The sequence below is a fragment of the Agromyces sp. Y182 genome, assembly GCF_059445385.1.
The window spans coordinates 556,076-573,957 of record NZ_JCAIUF010000002.1 but is presented as its reverse complement, the minus strand read 5'-3'; the positions used below and the strand labels follow the sequence as shown (position 1 = coordinate 573,957).

Here is a 17,882-nt window from a genome sequence, read left to right as displayed (position 1 = left end):
CGTTCCTCCGGAAGGTCAGTCGACGACGTCGAACAGGGTCGCCGTGTCAGCCGACGGGTTGGTGAGGGTCAAGGTGAGCACCGGGCGACCGTGCTCGGCGAGCACACTCGCGTCGCCCGAAGCCTGCGCGGCGATCAGCTGACCGAACGTGAACGGCCGATCGGGGATCGCGAGATCTTTGGCCGGCGTCTGCGTGATCTGCAGGAATGCGCCGACCGCGGGACCGCCCTTGTGGAACTGCCCGGTCGAGTGCAGGAACCGGGGACCCCAGCCGAACGTGACCGGGCGACCCGCGCGTGCGGCCAGGAGGTCGCGGAGTCGCTCGAGCTCGGGGTGCGCGACGCGATCGACATACGCCTGGATCGAGAGGTATCCGTTCGCAGGGAGCTCTTCGAGCAGTACGTCGATCGCCGAGGCGAGATCGCTGGAGGCGCCGATGACCTCTGGCGTGCCGCGCACCTCGATGCCCTGTTCCACGAATGCCGCGGGCGCGGGTTCGGGGCGGGCGTCGAGGAGTCCACGTGATGCGATCTTCGCCGATTCGACGTCGGGCTGGTCGAAGGGGTTGATGCCGAGGATTCGCCCGGCGACCGCCGTCGCGTACTCCCAGACGAGCAGTTGCGCGCCGAGGGTGCCCGAGACCCGGATCTCGCCCGAGCCGTCGTCGCCGAAGATCTCGTCGCCCGCGTCGTCGACGAGGCGCACGATCTGAAGGTCGGAGAGGTCTTCGCCGAGTTCGGGGGCGTCAACGCCGAGGACGACGGGAAGCAGCCCTGTGCCCTCTTTGCCGGTGGATTCGGCGATGAGCTGTTCAGCCCAGTCGGCGAAGCCGACGATGTGGGTGCCGTCGGCGATGATGCCGAGCTTGTCGCGCAGTGGCTGAGTGGCCGCGATCGCGGCGCCCAGCACGAGTCCGGGGTTCTCGGGGCTGTCGATCGCGAGCGAGAGCTCGATCGTCTCGGCCTCGTCGAGGACCTCGGCGATGTCGACGCCCGCGAGGCCCGAGGGCACGAGCCCGAACGCCGTGAGCGCCGAGTAGCGTCCACCGACGTTGGGATCAGCGTTGAAGACCCGGTACCCGGTGGCGCGTGCCGACTCGTCGAGGGGCGAGCCCGGGTCGGTCACGACGATGATGCGCGAGGCGGGGTCGATGCCCGCATCGCGGAACGCCTGCTCGTAGATGCGGCGCTGGCTGTCGGTCTCGACGGTCGACCCCGACTTCGATGAAACGACGAGGGCGGATGTCGCGAGCCGATCGGCGAGGGCGGCGCGAACCTGTCCGGGTTCGGTCGAGTCGAGCACCGTGAGGTCGGCGTTCGTCGTTCGCGTGATGACCTCGGGGGCGAGCGATGAACCGCCCATGCCCGCGAGCACGATGTGGTCGACGCCTGCCGCCTCGAGCTCCTCGCGGAGGGCTTCGATCTCGGGAACGAGAGGACGGGAGACCGCGACGGCCTCGGTCCAACCGAGTCGTTTCGCCGACTCCTCTTCAGCGGCCGCACCCCAGAGCGCGGCATCCTGACCGGTGATGCCGCTCGCCACGAAGTCGGCGACGAGCCCGGGAACGGTGCGGCGCACTGCGTCGGCAGCGGCGCCGCTGACGGAGATGCGGAAGCTCATCGTGCTGCCTCCAGCGCTGCGCGGACGGTGTCGAGGAGTTCGTTCCACGAGACGATGAACTTGTCGACGCCCTCGTTCTCGAGCACGAGCGTCACGTCGTCGTAGTCGACGCCCACGCCCGCGAGCGCGTCGAGCACAGCGCCGGCCTCGGCGTACGCGCCGGTGACGGTGTCGCCGGCGATGACCCCGTGGTCGAAGGTCGCCTCGAGGGTCTTCTCGGGCATCGTGTTCACGACACCCGGCGCGACGAGCTCGGTCACGTAGAGGGTGTCGGGAAGCGCTGGGTCCTTCACGCCGGTCGACGCCCAGAGCGGACGCTGGCGGTTGGCGCCGGCAGCGAGGAGCGCGGCGGCACGCTCGGTCGCGAACAGCTGCTCGAAGAGCTCGTAGGCGAGGCGGGCATTTGCGATGCCGGCCTTGCCTTTCAAGGCGAGCGCCTCGTCGGTGCCGATGCCCACGAGTCGCTTGTCGATCTCGGTGTCGACCCGCGACACGAAGAAGGAGGCGACCGAGTGGATGGTCGAGAGGTCGATGCCCGCTGCCTTGGCCTGCTCGAGGCCGGCGAGGTATGCCTCGATGACCTCGCGGTACCTGTCGAGGCTGAAGATGAGCGTGACGTTGACGCTGATACCGGAGCCGATGGCTTCGGTGATGGCGTCGAGGCCCTCAACCGTCGCCGGGATCTTGATCATGACGTTGGGGCGGTCGACCTTCGCCCAGAGGGTTTTGGCTTCGGTGATCGTGCCGGCGGTGTCACGTGCGAGTCCAGGCGCGACCTCGATGGAAACGCGGCCGTCGAAGCCCTTGGAGCGGTCGTACACCGGACGGAAGACGTCGGCGGCGTCGCGCACGTCGTCGGTCGTGATCTCGAAGACTGCGGTGTCGACGTCGGCGCCGGCTGCAGCGAGGGCGTGCACCTGTTCGGCGTAGCGCTCGCCCTTGGCGAGGGCGCCGGCGAAGATCGTCGGGTTGGTGGTCACGCCGACGACGTCGCGTTCGGCGATGAGCCGTGCGAGGTCGCCCGAGGCGATGCGTTCACGCGAGAGGTCGTCGAGCCAGATGCTGACGCCCGCCTCTGAGAGTGCTGCGGTGGGGGAGCTGGTCATGGGAGTGTCTCCTCTTCTGGCGCGCGTCAGGCCGACGCGAGCGATTCCTTCGCGGCGGCGACGACGGCCTCGGCCGTGATGCCGAACTCGCGGAACAGGGTCTTGTAGTCGGCGGAGGCGCCGAAGTGCTCGATCGATACTGCGCGGCCCTGGTTGCCGAGGTAGCGCTGCCATGAGAGGGCGAGGCCGGCCTCGACCGACACGCGAGCAGTCACGCTCGCGGGCAGCACCTGTTCGCGGTACTCGGCCGACTGCTCCTCGAACCACTCGAGCGATGGCGCCGAGACGACGCGAGCGCCGATGCCCTCTGCCGCGAGCGTGGCGCGTGCGGCCACGGCGAGCTGCACCTCGGAGCCGGTTGCGATGATGATCACGTCGGGCGTGCCCGAGGCCGCCTCTGCGAGCACGTATGCGCCCTTCGAGACGTTCGACGCAGCGGCGAGGGTGTCACCGGATGCCTCGCCGTCGCCGCGCTCGAACACCGGGATGTTCTGACGGGTGAGAGCGATGCCGGCCGGAGCGTCACTGCGCTTCAGGAGCTCGAGCCAGGCGTGCGCGACCTCATTCGCGTCGGCGGGCCGCACGACCGTGAGGCCCGGGATCGCCCGCAGGGTTGCGAGTTGCTCGACCGGCTGGTGTGTCGGGCCGTCTTCGCCGAGGGCGACCGAGTCGTGCGTCCAGACGAAGATCGAGGGCGCCTTCATGAGTGCGGCGAGACGCACTGCAGGTCGCATGTAGTCGCTGAAGATCAGGAAGGTGCCGCCGAAGGCGCGCGTCTTGCCGTGCAGCACGATGCCGTTGACGATGGCGCCCATCGCGTGCTCGCGGATGCCGAAGTGCAGCACTCGACCGTAGGGGTCGCCCGCGAACTCGTGCGTCGACCACTCGGTCGGGATGAATGAGGCCGCGCCATTGATCGTGGTCAGGTTCGACTCGGCGAGGTCGGCCGAACCGCCCCAGAGCTCGGGCAACACGCCGGCGAGGGCGTTGATGACCTTGCCGGACGCTGCACGGGTGGACACCTCGGTGCCACCGTCGAAGACGGGAAGCACCGATTCGATGTCGTCGGGGAGCTCGCCGGCCTCGAGCCGGTCGAGCAGTGCCTTGCGGTCGGGGTTCGCCGCTGCCCAGGCGTCGAAGGCGAGCTGCCATTCGGCGTGCTCGGCTGCGCCGCGCTCGATGGCGAGTCGCGTGTGGTCGATGACCTCGGCGGCGACGACGAAGCTCTGCTCGGGGTCGAAGCCGAGTACCTCTTTCGTCGCGGCGAGCTCGGCGGCGCCGAGTGCCGAGCCGTGGATCTTGCCGGAGTTCTGCTTACCCGGGGAGGGCCAGCCGATGATCGTCTTCAGGATGATGATCGACGGCTTCGAGGACTCGCCCTTCGCAGCCTGGATGGCCGCGTTCAGCTCGGCGACGTCTTCGACGTACTGGCCGGTCTTCTTCCAGTCGACCGTCTGCACGTGCCAGCCGTAGGCCTCGTAGCGCTCGGCCACGTTCTCGGTGAAGGCGATGTTGGTGTCGTCTTCGATGGAGATCTGGTTGGAGTCGTAGATCACGACGAGGTTGCCGAGCTGCTGGTGGCCGGCGAGTGAGGATGCCTCGCTCGTGATGCCCTCCTGCAGGTCGCCGTCACCCGCGATGACGTACACGAAGTGGTCGAACGGGCTCGTGCCCGCCGCGGCCTCGGGGTCGAAGAGGCCGCGCTCGAAGCGCGCCGCGTAGGCGAAGCCGACGGCGGATGCGAGACCCTGGCCGAGCGGTCCGGTGGTGATCTCGACGCCGGCGGTGTGGCCGTACTCGGGGTGGCCGGGTGTCTTCGAGCCCCAGGTGCGCAGCGCCTCGAGGTCGGAGAGCTCGAGGCCGTCACCGGCGAAATAGAGCTGCACGTATTGGGTGAGCGAGGAGTGACCTGCGGAGAGGATGAAGCGGTCTCGGCCGAGCCAGGCGTGGTCGGACGGGTCGCGTCGCATGATCTTCTGGAAGAGGAGGTAGGCGGCGGGCGCGAGGCTCATCGCGGTGCCGGGATGCCCGTTGCCGACCTTCTCGACGGCGTCGGCCGCGAGTACGCGGGCGGTGTCGACCGCCTGGTCGTCGATGGGTTCCCACTGCAGAGTTGCCACGAGGTGTACGTTCCTTCCGGTCATTGGACGGCGCCGGGAACCGATGTCCCGTCACCGCGGAATTCGCTACGGCGCGAGTTGTCCGGCGGATGACCCGTTGGTCGTCGCACCGGACGGCAATTCGAATCCGCGCCGTCGGGCGCGCATTGCCAGTATATGGACTCCTCGCGTTTCGTGAACGTGTCGGGAGGATCACCGGCCTCGGAGGATGAAGTGAGGCCGCATGGCGCAGGAAAGCGCTTACCCAACCCTGCGACACATGTTGTCATAGAATCGGACTCGGGCGTGGCGGCAGATGCGCGCCCGCGCGCCGGAAGAGGAACGATGCAGGCAGCCGTACAGACCCGAGACACCCGACCGGCGATGACCGTACGACGCAAGCTCGCCGCGTACGTTGCGCTGACGAAGCCGCGGGTCATCGAGTTGCTGCTCGTCGTGACGGCACCGACCATGATCCTTGCAGAGCAGGGGTTGCCGGGCCTCTGGCTGCTGATCGCCACGCTCATCGGCGGCGCCATGAGCGCCGGATCCGCCGGGGCGTTCAACTGTTACATCGACCGCGACATCGATCGCGTCATGAAGCGCACCCAGGGACGTCCGCTCGTCACAGGCGAACTGACCGACCGTGAAGCGCTCGTCTTCGCCTACGGTCTCGGACTCGCGTCGATCGTCTGGCTCTGGGTCTTCACCAACTGGCTGGCGGCTGCGCTCTCGCTCGGCGCCATCCTGCTCTACGTCGTGTTCTACAGCCTCATCCTGAAGCGCCGCACCTCGCAGAACATCGTGTGGGGCGGCGTGGCCGGCTGCATGCCGGTGCTCATCGGATGGGCAGCGGTGACCGGCGATCTCAGCTGGCCGCCGTTCATCCTCTTCCTCATCATCTTCCTCTGGACGCCGCCGCACTACTGGCCCCTCTCGATGAAGTACAGAGACGACTACGCCGCCGCCGGCGTGCCGATGCTCGCCGTCGTGCGCGGCCGAGCGCAGGTGGGTCTCCAGGTCATCCTCTACGCGTGGGCCACCGTCGCCTGCTCGCTGCTGCTCATTCCGATCGCCGACATGGGGCTCGTCTACTCGACGGTCGCAGTGGTCACCGGCGTCTGGTTCATCTACGAGACGCACCGTCTCTACAGCTTGGCGATCCGGCACGAGCAGGTCTCGCCGATGCGCGTCTTCCACGGCTCGATCGCGTACCTGTCGCTGCTGTTCCTCGCGATCGGCGTCGACCCGCTGCTGCCGTTCTGACCCGTCGCGACGCGCGGACCCTCGCCGCAATTTCGGACAATCGCGGCCGAGCGGTGTGATCCGGTGATCTGCGGCCGATCCGGCGCAGATCTCCGAAGTTGGGCGCGTGGGCGACTCCTCCTCCACATGCGTGATCCCGGCCGGTACGCCACAGCTCGGCGCACACGGCGCATCGCCAGGCGAGGCGACGGCATCGTCGACGTCATGCATGATCTCGAACAGCAGTTGCGACGTCACGGAGGAGTGGCCAGGGCGACGAGCCTCCAGGCCGCTGGATTCTCACGGCATCACCTCCGAATCGCCATCGATCGAGGTCGCGTCGTTCGGGTGAGGCGAAACTGGTTGGCTCTACCCGACGCCGCTCATCGCGGCCGCGAAGGCAGGGGTCGTACTCACCTGCATCACGCAGGCGCGGCGCCTCGGACTATGGGTGCTCTCGCACCCGCACATCCACGTCGCGGCCGATCCGCATGCCGCGGTGCCGGCGATCCACGGCACCGTGCATTGGGCGAAGCCGCTGCTGCCGAGACATCCCGACTCGTTGATGGATCCGATCGAGAACACGCTTGCACTCGTCGCCGCGTGCCAGCCGTTCGAGGCAGCGCTGGCCGTGTGGGAGTCGTCCCTGAGCAAGGGACTCGTGGCGTATGACCTGCTCGCCCGCCTTCCGCTCGTCGGTCAGGCGCGCGAACTGCTCGCCGCCGCGAACATGTTCGCCGATTCCGGGCTCGAGACGCTCGTCTTCCAGCGACTGCGATGGCTCGGCATTCGGATCGTGCCGCAGGCATGGATCGAGGGGCATCGTGTCGACTTCCTGCTCGGTGAGCGTCTCGTCCTGCAGATCGACGGTGGGCATCACGTCGGCGAGCAACGGATCGAAGACAACGCCCATGATGCCGCGCTCCTGCTGCGCGGCTACCACGTGATCCGTGTGGGCTACCGGCAGGTGATCGACGACTGGCCGGGCGTGCAGGATCGCATCGTCCGCGCGGTTGGTCAGGGGCTGCACCTCCGCGCCGCATGATGTCGGAGATCTGCGCCGAATCGGAGTGGATATTCGGACCGCGTCCGGGCAGATGAAGAATACCGGCCCGGTGGCGGTCAGCGAGCGGATGCCGCGGCCGCGGCGTTCTCACCCGACTCGACCGCTGCGGAGACCGGGCGCTTCAGGTGCAGGACGACGAGGGTCATCGCCGCAGCCGTCAATGCAGCGAGCACCATATGCACACCGACCGCGAAGGCGGGCAGGCCGTTGCGAGCCTGGTACAGGCCGACCGCGACCTGGACGAGCTCGATGGCGAGGAGCGCGATCGACCAGCGGAGCGTCGGCAGCTGCAGGCGCCATGCGGCGACCACGAGCACGATCGTCAGGGCGAGGAGGGCGTAGCCCGGCCAAGCGTGGATGTGCTCGAGGATCTCGGAGTCGAAGCCGCTGCGGCCCGCCGCCGAGTCGCCGGAGTGCGGGCCCGAGCCGGTGGTCAGCACGCCGAACACGATCGAGACGAGCAGCACGGCCGTCACGCCGTGCGTGAGCGCTGCGTACCAGCCGGGCACGGCCCGCTCCCGAGGCCCTGGGAGGGAGTCCATGCGGTCGAGGAATGCGGCCGTCACGCAGACCAGGGCGAGCGATGAAAGGTAGTGGAACCCGACGATGAACGGGTTCAGGCCCGTCCAGACCGTGATGCCGCCGACGATCGCCTGGGCGACGATTCCGACACCGACGATGAAGGAGAGCGCGAAGAGGTCGCGGCGCTCGCGTCGGATGCGCCAGACCAGCAGGAAGACGACGAGGGCGATGATGCCGACGACGCCCGTCATCATGCGATTGCCGAACTCGATGAGGGAGTGGTAGCTGAGCTCGTCGGTCGGCACGAGCGAGTCGGCCGTGCACGTGGGCCAAGTGGGACATCCGAGGCCAGAGCCCGTCAGACGCACCGCGCCGCCCGTCGCGATGATCGTGACCTGGGCGATGAACGAGGCCCAGGCGAAGGTGCGGAGAGTGCGGGTCACGCGGGTTCGATCCTGATCCTGGTCGCGCTGTGACGGCGCTGGGAGTCCTGCCCCGCGCCCCCTGCGACCCTATAGACTTGACTGGTTGGCAGGCTCGCCGACCGCGCGAAACCGCGCGTGATGAGCCACCAGCCATCTTAGGTTCGCACTGAAGCCACCGGGCACATCATCACCCACTCAATGAGCGCCTCGACTCACGAGGGGAATGGGCCGGCCTGATAGCCGGTTGCACGGGAGGAGAAGAGGGAGAGCATGACGGACGTATTGATCGACCGCCCAGAACTCGAAGGACTCGGTACGTACGAGTTCGGTTGGGCCGACTCCGACGCCGCCGGGGCATCCGCCCGACGCGGTATCTCGCCCGAGGTGGTCGCCGACATCTCAGGGCTGAAGAACGAGCCCGACTGGATGCTCAAACGACGCCAGCGTGCGCTGCAGCTCTTCGAGCGCAAGCCCATGCCCACCTGGGGTGCCGACCTGTCGGACATCGACTTCGACAACATCAAGTACTTCGTCCGCTCCACCGAGAAGCAGGCCCAGACCTGGGAAGACCTGCCCGACGACATCAAGAACACCTACGAGCGCCTCGGCATCCCCGAGGCCGAGCGCCAGCGCCTCGTCGCGGGCGTCGCCGCCCAGTACGAGTCCGAAGTGGTCTACCACCAGATCAACGAAGAGCTCGAGCGTCAGGGTGTCATCTTCATGGACACCGACACCGCGCTGCGCGAGCACCCCGAGGTCTTCGAGGAGTACTTCGGCACCGTGATCCCGGCGGGCGACAACAAGTTCGCCGCGCTCAACACGGCCGTCTGGTCGGGCGGCTCGTTCGTCTACGTCCCGAAGGGCGTGCACGTCGAGATCCCGCTGCAGGCCTACTTCCGCATCAACACCGAGAACATGGGCCAGTTCGAGCGCACGCTCATCATCGCCGACGAAGACAGCTACGTGCACTACATCGAAGGCTGCACGGCGCCGATCTACAAGAGCGACTCGCTGCACTCGGCCGTCGTCGAGATCATCGTGAAGAAGAACGCCCGCGTTCGCTACACGACGATCCAGAACTGGTCGAACAACGTGTACAACCTCGTGACCAAGCGTGCGACTGCTGCCGAAGGCGCGACCATGGAGTGGGTCGACGGCAACATCGGTTCCAAGGTCACGATGAAGTACCCGTCGATCTTCCTCATGGGCGAACACGCCAAGGGCGAGACGCTTTCCGTCGCCTTCGCGGGCCCCGGCCAGCACCAGGACGCCGGCGCCAAGATGATCCACATGGCGCCGTATACGCAGTCGTCGATCGTCTCGAAGTCGATCGCGCGCGGCGGCGGCCGAGCGGGCTATCGCGGCGAGGTTCGCATCGACGCCAACGCGCATCACTCGGCGAACAGCGTCGTCTGCGACGCATTGCTCGTCGACACGATCTCTCGCTCCGACACCTACCCGGCGATCGACATCCGCGTCGACGACGTGAAGCTCGGCCACGAGGCCACGGTCTCGAAGGTCAGCGAGGAGCAGCTCTTCTACCTCATGAGCCGTGGCATCGACGAGACCGAGGCCATGTCGATGATCGTGCGCGGCTTCATCGAGCCGATCGCGCGTGAACTCCCCATGGAATACGCCATGGAACTCAACAAGCTCATCGAGATGGGCATGGAAGGCAGCGTCGGCTAGGAATGACCGATCAGATGACCAGCACAACACAGCGTTCATCCCCTTTGGCCACTCCCGGGCAACACGGCCTCGTCGCGCACTCCGACGGCGCCTTCGTGCCCGTGCAGACCCGCTCCGAGCGGTTCCGCTCGGTGAACGTCGACGACTTCGAGCCCGTCAACGGACGCGAGCGCGAGTGGAAGCTCTCCCCGGTCGCGACCTTCGCCGACCTCACCGGCGGAGAGCTCGACGGTTCGCGACTTCCGATCGAGACGACCCTTCGACAGGCTCAAGACGGCGCGGATGTCTCGGGCATCGCCTTCTCGTACATCCCGCGCGACGACGCCCGCATCGGCGCGGCGGGCACGCCCGAAGAGCGCGCGAGCGCCAACGCGTGGTCGAACTTCGGCGAGGCCCTCCTCGTCTCCGTCACCGGCGAAGACGAGAAGATCGCGTTCGTGACCCGCACCGGTCTCGGCGACGCCCCGCGCGCCGCGCACACCGTCATCGAGGCCGCGCCGAACAGCCGCGGATTCGTGGTGCTCGCCGGCGCGGGTGCCGCCCGCCTCAGCGAGAACGTCGAGATCCTCGTCAGCGACGGGGCATCCCTCACCGTCGTCTCGCTGCAGGAGTGGGACGACGAGGCCGTGCACCTCTCGAGCCAGTTCGCCCGCCTCGGCCGCGATGCGTTCCTCAAGCACATCGTCGTCTCCCTCGGCGGCAAGGTCGTGCGGGTGAACCCGTCGACCCACCTTGCCGAGCAGGGCGCCGACATCGAGGCCCTCGGCCTCTACTTCGCCGACGCCGGCCAGCACCTCGAGCAGCAGGTGTACGTGCACCACGACGCACCGCACACCAAGAGCCGCGTCACCTACAAGGGCGCGCTGCAGGGTGCCGGCGCGCGCAGCGTCTGGGTCGGCGACGTACTGATCGGCAACGCCGCAACCGGCACCGACAGCTACGAGCAGAACCGCAATCTCGTGCTCACCGAGGGCACTCGCGCCGACTCCGTGCCGAACCTCGAGATCGAGACCGGCGACATCGAAGGCGCCGGGCACGCGAGTGCCACCGGCCGCTTCGACGACGAGCAGCTGTTCTACCTGATGGCTCGCGGCATCAGTGAAGACGAAGCACGTCGACTCGTCGTGCGCGGCTTCCTCACCGACATCGTGCAGAAGATCGGCTCGGCCGACCTCGAAGCCCGCCTGACCGCGGCCATCGAGGCCGAACTGGAAGGTCGCTGACGTGGCATCCGTTCGTGTCTGCTCAGCCGACGACCTCGCCGTGAACGAGGCCTCGCGGTTCGTGCTCGAGGGCGTTCCCATCGCCGTGGTGAAAGACGCCGCAGGCGAGATCTACGCCATCGGCGACACCTGCACGCACGGCGACATCTCGCTGGCCGAAGGTTTCGTCGAAGACGACACCCTCGAGTGCTGGGCCCACGGCTCCATGTTCTCCCTGAAGACGGGCAAGCCGTTGACGCTGCCCGCGTACGAGCCCGTCCCGGTCTACCAGGTCGAGCTCAGAGACGGCGACGTCCACATCGACCCCATGGTCACACTGACCGTCTGACCCACTCCTCCGGCCCGGAACGGCCGGCAACCGAAAGAGACCACTACGAACATGTCCGTTCTCGAGATCAAGAACCTCCACGTCAACGTCGAGACCGACCAGGGCACCCGCGAGATCCTCCGCGGCGTCGACCTCGTCATCAACGAGGGCGAGATCCACGCGATCATGGGCCCCAACGGGTCGGGCAAGTCGACCCTCGCGTACACGATCGCCGGCCACCCGAAGTACAAGGTCGTCCAGGGCGAGATCCTGCTCGACGGTGAGAACGTGCTCGAGATGTCGGTCGACGCACGCGCACGCGCCGGCCTCTTCCTCGCGATGCAGTACCCCGTCGAGATTCCGGGCGTGACGGTCACGAACTTCCTCCGCACCGCCAAGACGGCGATCGACGGCGAGGCGCCTCCGATCCGCGGCTGGATCAAAGACGTGCGCGAGTCGATGTCGAACCTCAAGATGGACTCGGCGTTCGCCGAGCGCAACGTCAACGAGGGCTTCTCGGGCGGCGAGAAGAAGCGCAACGAGATCCTGCAGCTCGAACTGCTGAAGCCGAAGTTCGCCGTGCTCGATGAGACCGACTCGGGTCTCGACGTCGACGCGCTGAAGGTCGTCTCCGAGGGCGTCAATCGGGCGCACTCGAGCACCGGCCTCGGTGTCCTGCTGATCACGCACTACACGCGCATCCTGCGCTATATCAAGCCCGACTTCGTGCACGTCTTCGTGGCGGGCCGCATCGCCGAGCAGGGCGGCCCCGAGCTCGCCGACCGACTCGAAGACGAGGGCTACGACCGGTACCAGGTCGCCGAGACGGCCGTGGCCGAAGCGGTGCCGGCCGAATAGGGCGAGGGTAGAATCACACTATGGTCACCACACTCGCCCCAGAGCGCTACGACCAGGTCGAAGAAGCGCTGAAAGACGTCATGGACCCCGAGCTCGGGGTCAACATCGTCGACCTCGGCCTCATCTACGACCTCGGCTGGGACGACGAGAACGACGCCCTCGTCATCCACATGACGCTCACGAGCGCCGGATGCCCCCTCACCGACGTGATCGAAGAGCAGACCGCTGAGGCGCTCGACGGCACCGTCGACGCGTTCCGCATCAACTGGGTGTGGATGCCGCCGTGGGGTCCCGAGCGCATCACCGACGACGGCCGCGACATGATGCGGGCGCTCGGCTTCGCGATCTGAGTCGTCTTCCGTCTCGACGGATGCCTCGTGCAGCACGCCTGCACGAGGCATCCGTCGTTTCAGGCACCATCGTCGGGTCGCTGCCCGCCCGCACTCAACGTGAGGAGCAGGGCCGCCGCATCCCGTGCCGCCGCGAACGGTTCGGCGAACGTGCCCATGCCGGTAGTCACCAGGCCGCCCTCGTAGAGCAGCATCAGACTCTTGGCGACGCGTTCGGCATCGGCGATCGCCGCATCGCGGCAGAGTTGCTCGAAGACATCCCGCAGCCATTTCTTCTGGCGGATGGCTTCGACAGCAATGGGCGACGTCGCGTCGTCCATCTCGGCCCGGGCGTTGATGGCGCTGCACCCTTTGCCGCAGTTGTCGATCGCCCACCGGCCCGCGATGTCGAACACTGCCAGGATGCGTTCGACGCTTCCCGGAGGCTCTTGTGCGAGTTCGCGTTCAAGGTACTCACGCCACCGCGCGTCGCGCCCGCGCAGGTACGCGACGGCGAGCGCCTCTTTCGATCCGAACCGGTCGTAGAGCGTCTTCTTCGTCACCCCTGCCGCGGCTGCGATGGTGTCGACACCCACGGCGTGGATTCCCTCACGGTAGAAGAGCTCGGATGCCGCGGCGAGCACGCGCTCTGCTCCCGGCGTGTAGTGAGGAAGCGCTTCGGGCAGATTCTCGGCGGTCATGGCTCCACTATACCGCTCTGTATACTCGTTCGAATGAGTAAACAGACCGGTATACCGAGATGCCTCCTTCTCATTGGTGCATCCGTCACGTTCGTCCTGGCTTGGAGTTCTGGCTTCGTGATCGCGAAGATCGGCACCGACGCTGCTCCGGCTCTGACAGTCCTGTTCTGGCGATACCTCACCGTCGGGGTCATCCTCCTGATCGTCATCGCCGCGGCGAACGTCCGACGACGTCCGCTCGTGTTTCCGCCATGGCGCGACATCCGTCCGCACCTCACGATCGGATTCTTCGCACAGTTCGGCTACGTCGTCCCGATCTACCTGGCCGTCGGCGCCGGTGTGTCGTCGGGAACGACCGCGCTCATCGATGCGGTCCAACCTCTTGTCGTGGCGACCCTCGTCGGCCCGCTCCTCGGCCTTCGCGTCCGTGCGCTCCAATGGCTCGGCCTGGTGCTCGGCGCGGTGGGGGTGGCGCTCATCGTGGCGGCCGACGCCTTGGCCGCGGGGTCTCCCACGCCCGCGTACCTCCTCCCGCTCGTCGCACTGGCCAGCCTCGTCACCGCCACGTTCCTTGAGCGGCGCACCTCGGCTCGCCTCTCCGTGTTCGCGACCCTCACCGTGCACTCGTCCGTCACCCTCGTGGCAGTGGCGCTCCTCGCCGCCGTCACGGGAACGTTCGCCCCGCCTGCCACAGCCGCGTTCTGGGTCTCGACGCTCGTGATCGCTGTGGTCCCCACACTCCTCGGCTACGCGCTCTACTGGTACCTTCTCCGTCGCCTCGGCATCACCGCGTTGAATGCGCTTCTGTATCTGGTGGCCCCCACTGCCGCGGTCGCCGGCGCGATCCTCTTCGCCGACCCGTTCACGCCGGCGACCCTCGTCGGCCTCGTGCTCGGTGCAGGAGCGGTCGCGCTGGTCATCGCGTCACCGCGGTCGGCGCCGCCGCGCGTGCCGTCGACAGATTCCCCGAAGTCCGAGATCAGACGGACGACTCGGAACGAGGAGCGTATTCGTCGCCAGGTCTCCTCGGAGAGCGCGTCGGAGGTGGCGTGAGCGACGCTCAGGCGAGGCCCCGTCGTGCCAGGAGCGGGGCGATGTCGGGTTCGCGCCCGAGCAGACGCCGGATCGATTCGCGCGGGTCGCGTGAGCCGCCCGGCTCGAGGATCTCCGCCCGGAATCGATCGCCGTTGGCACGCGTCGCACCGCCCTGCTGCTCGAACCACGCCATGATGTCGGCGCCCGGCACCTCGCTCCAGATGTACGAGTAGTACCCGGCGTCGTAGCCGCCGGCGAAGATATGGGCGAAATAGGTGCTCGAGTAGCGCGGGGGCACGAGCGGGTCGTCGAGGCCCACGGCGGCCAGTGCCTGTCGTTCGAAGGCGGCGACGTCGGTCACCGCGGCGGCGTCGTCGGGGGAGAGACGGTGCCATGCCTGGTCGAGAGCCGCAGCGGCAAGGTACTCGGTCGTCGAGAAACCCTCGTTGAAGGTGCGCGACGCGAGCAGGCGATCGACGAGGGTCTGCGGCATTCGCTCGCCCGTCTCGACGTGCCGGGCGAAGTGCTCGAGCACCTCCGGTCGAAGCAGCCACAACTCGTTGACCTGGCTCGGCAGCTCGACGAAGTCGCGATAGACGTTGGTGCCGGCCGACGAGGGGAACGCGACCCTCGCGAAAAGGCCGTGCAGCGCATGGCCGAACTCGTGGAACAGCGTCTCGGCCTCATCGAAGGTGAGCAGGGTCGGCTCACCGGACGCGGGCCTCGGAACGTTGAGGTTGTTCACGACCACGGGAAGCGTCGCTTCGAGGTCGGACTGCTCGACGAGCGAGCTCATCCAGGCACCGCCGCGCTTGGAGTCGCGCGCGTACGGGTCGATCAGGTACAGGCCGACCGGGCTGTCGTCGTCGTCGAAGACTTCGAAGACCCGGGTGTCGGGGTGGTAGGCGACGAGGTCGGTGCGTTCGGTGAAGCGCACTCCGTACAGCAGCGTTGCGGCGTGGAAGACGCCCTCGGTGAGCACGCGATCGAACTCGAGATACGGGCGCATCGCCTGCAGGTCGACGTCGAAACGCTCACGTCGCACCGCTTCGGTGTGAATCGCCCAGTCCGACGCCTCGACGCTGCGCCAACCGAGCCGAGCCGCGCGTTCGGTGAGCGCGGCCGCCTCCTGACGGGCATTCTGCGTTGCGGCCGGCACCAGGCGGGCGAGGAGGTCGGCGACCGCCTCAGGAGCACCGGCCGTCTCGTCGACGGTCACCGCTGACGCGTGGTCCGCGAAGCCGAGCAACCGTGCCCGCGAGGCTCGGATCCGCACGAGTTGGAGCAGCGTCTCGCGGGTGTCGTGGTCGCCGCCGCGACATCCGCGCGACCGTGAAGCGGTGAAGAGCCGATCGCGCACCTCGTCGTGAGAGAGCGAGGCGATAGCGGGCTGCGCCGTCGGCAGCACGAGGGTGATGAGCCAGCCTTCGAGACCGCGGGCGACGGCGGCCTCGCGCGCCGCCGAGCGCCGGCTCTCGTCGAGGCCCGCGAGCTCATCAGCCTCGACGATGTGCAGCGCGAGCTCGTTCGTGTCGGCGAGGAGGCGCTGTTGGAATCCGGTCGTGAGTCGTGAGATCTGCGCATTCAGCGCAGTCAGCTCGGCTCGTTCGGCGGGTTCGAGGGCGGCGCCCGCGAGCGTGGCTTCGCGGTGGTACCGCTCCAGTAGATACGCGGACTCGGCGTCGAGGCCGAGTCCGTCTCGGGCGGAGTGCAGCTCGACGATCCGGGCGTAGAGGCGGGGGTCCAGCCGGATCGCATCGCGGTGCTCCGCGAGAAGCGGAGCGAACTCGGCCTCGATCGCGTCGATCGAAGCATTGCTGTCGGCCGAGCTCGCGTTCTCGAACACGGGAAGAACCCGGCGGAGGAGGGCGCTCGAGCGCTCGAGCGCGATGATCGTGTTCTCGAACGTGGGCGGTTCGTCATTCATGGCGATCGCTTCGGCCGCTGCGCGCTGCTCGCGCATGCCGCGCTCGATCGCTTCCCGATAGTGCTCTGGGCGAATGAGGGCGAAGAGGGGGAGCCGATAGGGCAGGGGGCTCGGCTCGAGGAACGGGTTCGATGGGTCGCTCATCCAACCACCGTAGTTCGTGTCGCACCGTCGGCGAGGAGCATAGGCTCGGGATATGCGCACCGATCGGCCCGAGAACGCTCCACGAGACGAGTACACCCACGGCCACCACGCGAGCGTGCTGCGAACGCACTCCTGGCGCACGGTGGAGAACTCTGCGGCCTACCTCGTGCCGCACCTGCGTGAGGGCGAGCGAGTGCTCGACGTCGGCAGCGGACCCGGCACGATCACCATCGATCTCGCCCGTCGGGTGCGGCCCGGCTCCGTCATCGGCATCGACTCGTCGGCCGATGTCGTCGCGCGCGCGGCGGGTCTCGCGCAGAGCGAGGGCGTCGCCGACGTCGAGTTCAGGGTCGGCGACGCCTACGCGCTCGAGTTCGAGGACGACTCCTTCGACATCGTGCATGCGCACCAGGTGCTGCAGCACCTCGGTCGCCCGGTCGAGGCGCTGCGCGAGTTCCGCCGGGTCACGAAGCCCGGTGGCATCGTCGCGGCGCGCGACGTCGACTACGGCGGCGTGATCTGGAACCCGGTCTCACCCGGCCTCACTCGCTGGCTCGAGCTCTACCACGCGGTGCACGAGTGGAACGGCGGTGAGGCCGATGCCGGTCGCCGCCTGAAAGCCTGGGCACGTGAGGCGGGCTTCACCGACATCGCCGCGACGGGTACGACCTGGGTGTTCGCGACCGACCTCGAACGCGAATGGTGGGGCGGTTCGTGGGCCGAGCGCGCGACCGAGTCGCAGTTCGCGGCGCACGCGATCGAATCGGGTCATTCGAACCCCGAAGAACTGCGTCGAATCGCCGAGGCGTGGCGTGCATGGGCGGCCGACGAAGACGGCTGGCTGCTCATGCCGCACGGCGAGATCATCGCGCACGCGTAGCGAGCCCGACGGTGGAAGTCGTCGGCCCGCTACCAATCCTCGTCGGCGTCGTTCGCATCGATGATCGTCTCGCGCACCACGGTGCCATCGTCGAGCTCGGCGATCGGTCGACCCTCGAGCCAGGTGAGCGTCCAGTGACGATTCGCGCCGTCACCGGTGAAGGCTGTCTCAGCGGCCGCGATGCGCTCGCGAAGCTCAGCGGGCACGGATGCCGGCGGCACGGTGCCGAACGCCCAGCGAGTGCCGAGTCGCATCACGCATCCATCTCGTAGGTCACCCAGCTGGTGCGCTCGGCGAGCTGATCGTAGAGGCGTTGCGATTCGGCGTTGTCATCTGCAGTGATCCAGCTGACCCCACCGTGGCCGATCTCTGCTGCACGAGCGTGCACGAACTCGATGAGCGACTTGCCGATGCCCGAACCGCGTGCACCTTCGTCGACGTACAGGTCATCGAGGTACATGCCGCGGGTCGCGGTCAACGTATTGGGCACGGCCCGGAAGTGGGCGAGCCCGATGGGCCGGCCCTCGTCATCGACGGCCAGTGCGGCCGTGAGCGGCTCGGCCTCGTCGCGGATCCAATTCCAGACGATCAGCGCCTTGGCGTCGTCGAGTTCGGTTTCGTAGAAGCGGCAGTACGCCTCGAACAGCGGCAGCCATCCGAAGAAGTCGTCGTCACCGGCTGCCCGTATCTCGTAACTCATGGTTCC

Annotated in this window: 17 protein-coding genes; 9 read left to right on the top strand and 8 right to left on the bottom strand. The window is 67.6% G+C overall.

What is annotated here, in order from left to right:
* Positions 1 to 15: 15 nt before the first annotated feature.
* The 3 genes from AC1C2R_RS17235 to tkt are packed head-to-tail and all read right to left on the bottom strand — an operon-like array spanning position 16 to position 4,846.
* A complete protein-coding gene (locus tag AC1C2R_RS17235) occupies positions 16 to 1,620 on the bottom strand; it encodes a phosphoglucose isomerase-related protein (RefSeq protein WP_495380738.1) in 1,605 nt (534 codons plus the stop codon).
* Positions 1,617 to 2,726 carry a transaldolase gene (gene tal / locus AC1C2R_RS17230; RefSeq protein ID WP_495353868.1) on the bottom strand — a complete coding sequence of 370 codons (1,110 nt, stop codon included), beginning with the start codon at positions 2,724 to 2,726 and terminating at the stop codon, positions 1,617 to 1,619. Before tal ends, AC1C2R_RS17235 begins: the two co-directional genes overlap by 4 nt.
* A gap of 26 nt (positions 2,727 to 2,752) precedes the next feature.
* Positions 2,753 to 4,846, bottom strand: a complete 2,094-nt coding sequence (tkt, locus tag AC1C2R_RS17225) for a transketolase (protein WP_495380737.1) — start codon at positions 4,844 to 4,846, stop codon at positions 2,753 to 2,755.
* Positions 4,847 to 5,170: 324 nt separating this feature from the next.
* Between tkt and AC1C2R_RS17220 the strand changes: the two genes are divergently transcribed.
* Positions 5,171 to 6,091 (top strand): heme o synthase, encoded by a 921-nt coding sequence (locus AC1C2R_RS17220; protein WP_495353870.1) that lies wholly within the window; start codon positions 5,171 to 5,173, stop codon positions 6,089 to 6,091.
* Between the two features lie 430 nt (positions 6,092 to 6,521).
* Complete coding sequence (locus AC1C2R_RS17215; RefSeq protein ID WP_495380736.1) at positions 6,522 to 7,115, top strand: endonuclease domain-containing protein; 594 nt, start codon at positions 6,522 to 6,524, stop codon at positions 7,113 to 7,115.
* A 77-nt stretch (positions 7,116 to 7,192) separates the two neighbouring features.
* Here the strand turns inward: AC1C2R_RS17215 and AC1C2R_RS17210 are convergent, their stop codons facing one another.
* Positions 7,193 to 8,101, bottom strand: coding sequence for a COX15/CtaA family protein (locus tag AC1C2R_RS17210; protein ID WP_495353872.1), 909 nt, complete (start codon positions 8,099 to 8,101; stop codon positions 7,193 to 7,195).
* Between the two features lie 252 nt (positions 8,102 to 8,353).
* Between AC1C2R_RS17210 and sufB the strand changes: the two genes are divergently transcribed.
* The 5 genes from sufB to AC1C2R_RS17185 are packed head-to-tail and all read left to right on the top strand — an operon-like array spanning position 8,354 to position 12,510.
* Positions 8,354 to 9,772, top strand: a complete 1,419-nt coding sequence (gene sufB / locus AC1C2R_RS17205) for a Fe-S cluster assembly protein SufB (protein WP_495353873.1) — start codon at positions 8,354 to 8,356, stop codon at positions 9,770 to 9,772.
* Positions 9,773 to 9,786: 14 nt separating this feature from the next.
* Complete coding sequence (gene sufD / locus AC1C2R_RS17200; protein ID WP_495353874.1) at positions 9,787 to 10,995, top strand: Fe-S cluster assembly protein SufD; 1,209 nt, start codon at positions 9,787 to 9,789, stop codon at positions 10,993 to 10,995.
* Position 10,996: 1 nt separating this feature from the next.
* The gene (locus AC1C2R_RS17195; RefSeq protein WP_495353875.1) at positions 10,997 to 11,323 is read left to right on the top strand and encodes a non-heme iron oxygenase ferredoxin subunit; all 327 of its coding nucleotides are present in this window, start codon (positions 10,997 to 10,999) and stop codon (positions 11,321 to 11,323) included.
* A 51-nt stretch (positions 11,324 to 11,374) separates the two neighbouring features.
* Positions 11,375 to 12,160 carry a Fe-S cluster assembly ATPase SufC gene (gene sufC / locus AC1C2R_RS17190; RefSeq protein ID WP_495353876.1) on the top strand — a complete coding sequence of 262 codons (786 nt, stop codon included), beginning with the start codon at positions 11,375 to 11,377 and terminating at the stop codon, positions 12,158 to 12,160.
* A gap of 20 nt (positions 12,161 to 12,180) precedes the next feature.
* Positions 12,181 to 12,510 (top strand): metal-sulfur cluster assembly factor, encoded by a 330-nt coding sequence (locus AC1C2R_RS17185; protein WP_495353877.1) that lies wholly within the window; start codon positions 12,181 to 12,183, stop codon positions 12,508 to 12,510.
* 59 nt (positions 12,511 to 12,569) lie between these two features.
* Here the strand turns inward: AC1C2R_RS17185 and AC1C2R_RS17180 are convergent, their stop codons facing one another.
* The gene (locus AC1C2R_RS17180; RefSeq protein WP_495353878.1) at positions 12,570 to 13,190 is read right to left on the bottom strand and encodes a TetR/AcrR family transcriptional regulator; all 621 of its coding nucleotides are present in this window, start codon (positions 13,188 to 13,190) and stop codon (positions 12,570 to 12,572) included.
* A 33-nt stretch (positions 13,191 to 13,223) separates the two neighbouring features.
* Here AC1C2R_RS17180 and AC1C2R_RS17175 point away from each other — a divergent pair, with 33 nt between their 5' ends.
* Positions 13,224 to 14,243 carry a DMT family transporter gene (locus tag AC1C2R_RS17175; protein ID WP_495380735.1) on the top strand — a complete coding sequence of 340 codons (1,020 nt, stop codon included), beginning with the start codon at positions 13,224 to 13,226 and terminating at the stop codon, positions 14,241 to 14,243.
* Between the two features lie 7 nt (positions 14,244 to 14,250).
* On the opposite strand, the gene AC1C2R_RS17170 is transcribed toward AC1C2R_RS17175, so the two are convergent.
* A complete protein-coding gene (locus AC1C2R_RS17170; RefSeq protein WP_495380734.1) occupies positions 14,251 to 16,296 on the bottom strand; it encodes a M3 family metallopeptidase in 2,046 nt (681 codons plus the stop codon).
* A gap of 52 nt (positions 16,297 to 16,348) precedes the next feature.
* On the opposite strand from AC1C2R_RS17170, the gene AC1C2R_RS17165 reads away from it, so the two are divergent.
* Positions 16,349 to 17,176, top strand: a complete 828-nt coding sequence (locus AC1C2R_RS17165; RefSeq protein WP_495380733.1) for a methyltransferase domain-containing protein — start codon at positions 16,349 to 16,351, stop codon at positions 17,174 to 17,176.
* Between the two features lie 29 nt (positions 17,177 to 17,205).
* Here AC1C2R_RS17165 and AC1C2R_RS17160 read toward each other — a convergent pair whose 3' ends face one another.
* Both AC1C2R_RS17160 and AC1C2R_RS17155 read right to left on the bottom strand, forming a co-directional pair.
* On the bottom strand, positions 17,206 to 17,430 hold the full coding sequence (locus AC1C2R_RS17160; protein WP_495353882.1) for a hypothetical protein: 225 nt from the start codon (positions 17,428 to 17,430) through the stop codon (positions 17,206 to 17,208).
* A complete protein-coding gene (locus tag AC1C2R_RS17155) occupies positions 17,430 to 17,876 on the bottom strand; it encodes a GNAT family N-acetyltransferase (protein WP_495353883.1) in 447 nt (148 codons plus the stop codon). Before AC1C2R_RS17155 ends, AC1C2R_RS17160 begins: the two co-directional genes overlap by 1 nt.
* Between the last annotated feature and the right edge of the window lie 6 nt (positions 17,877 to 17,882).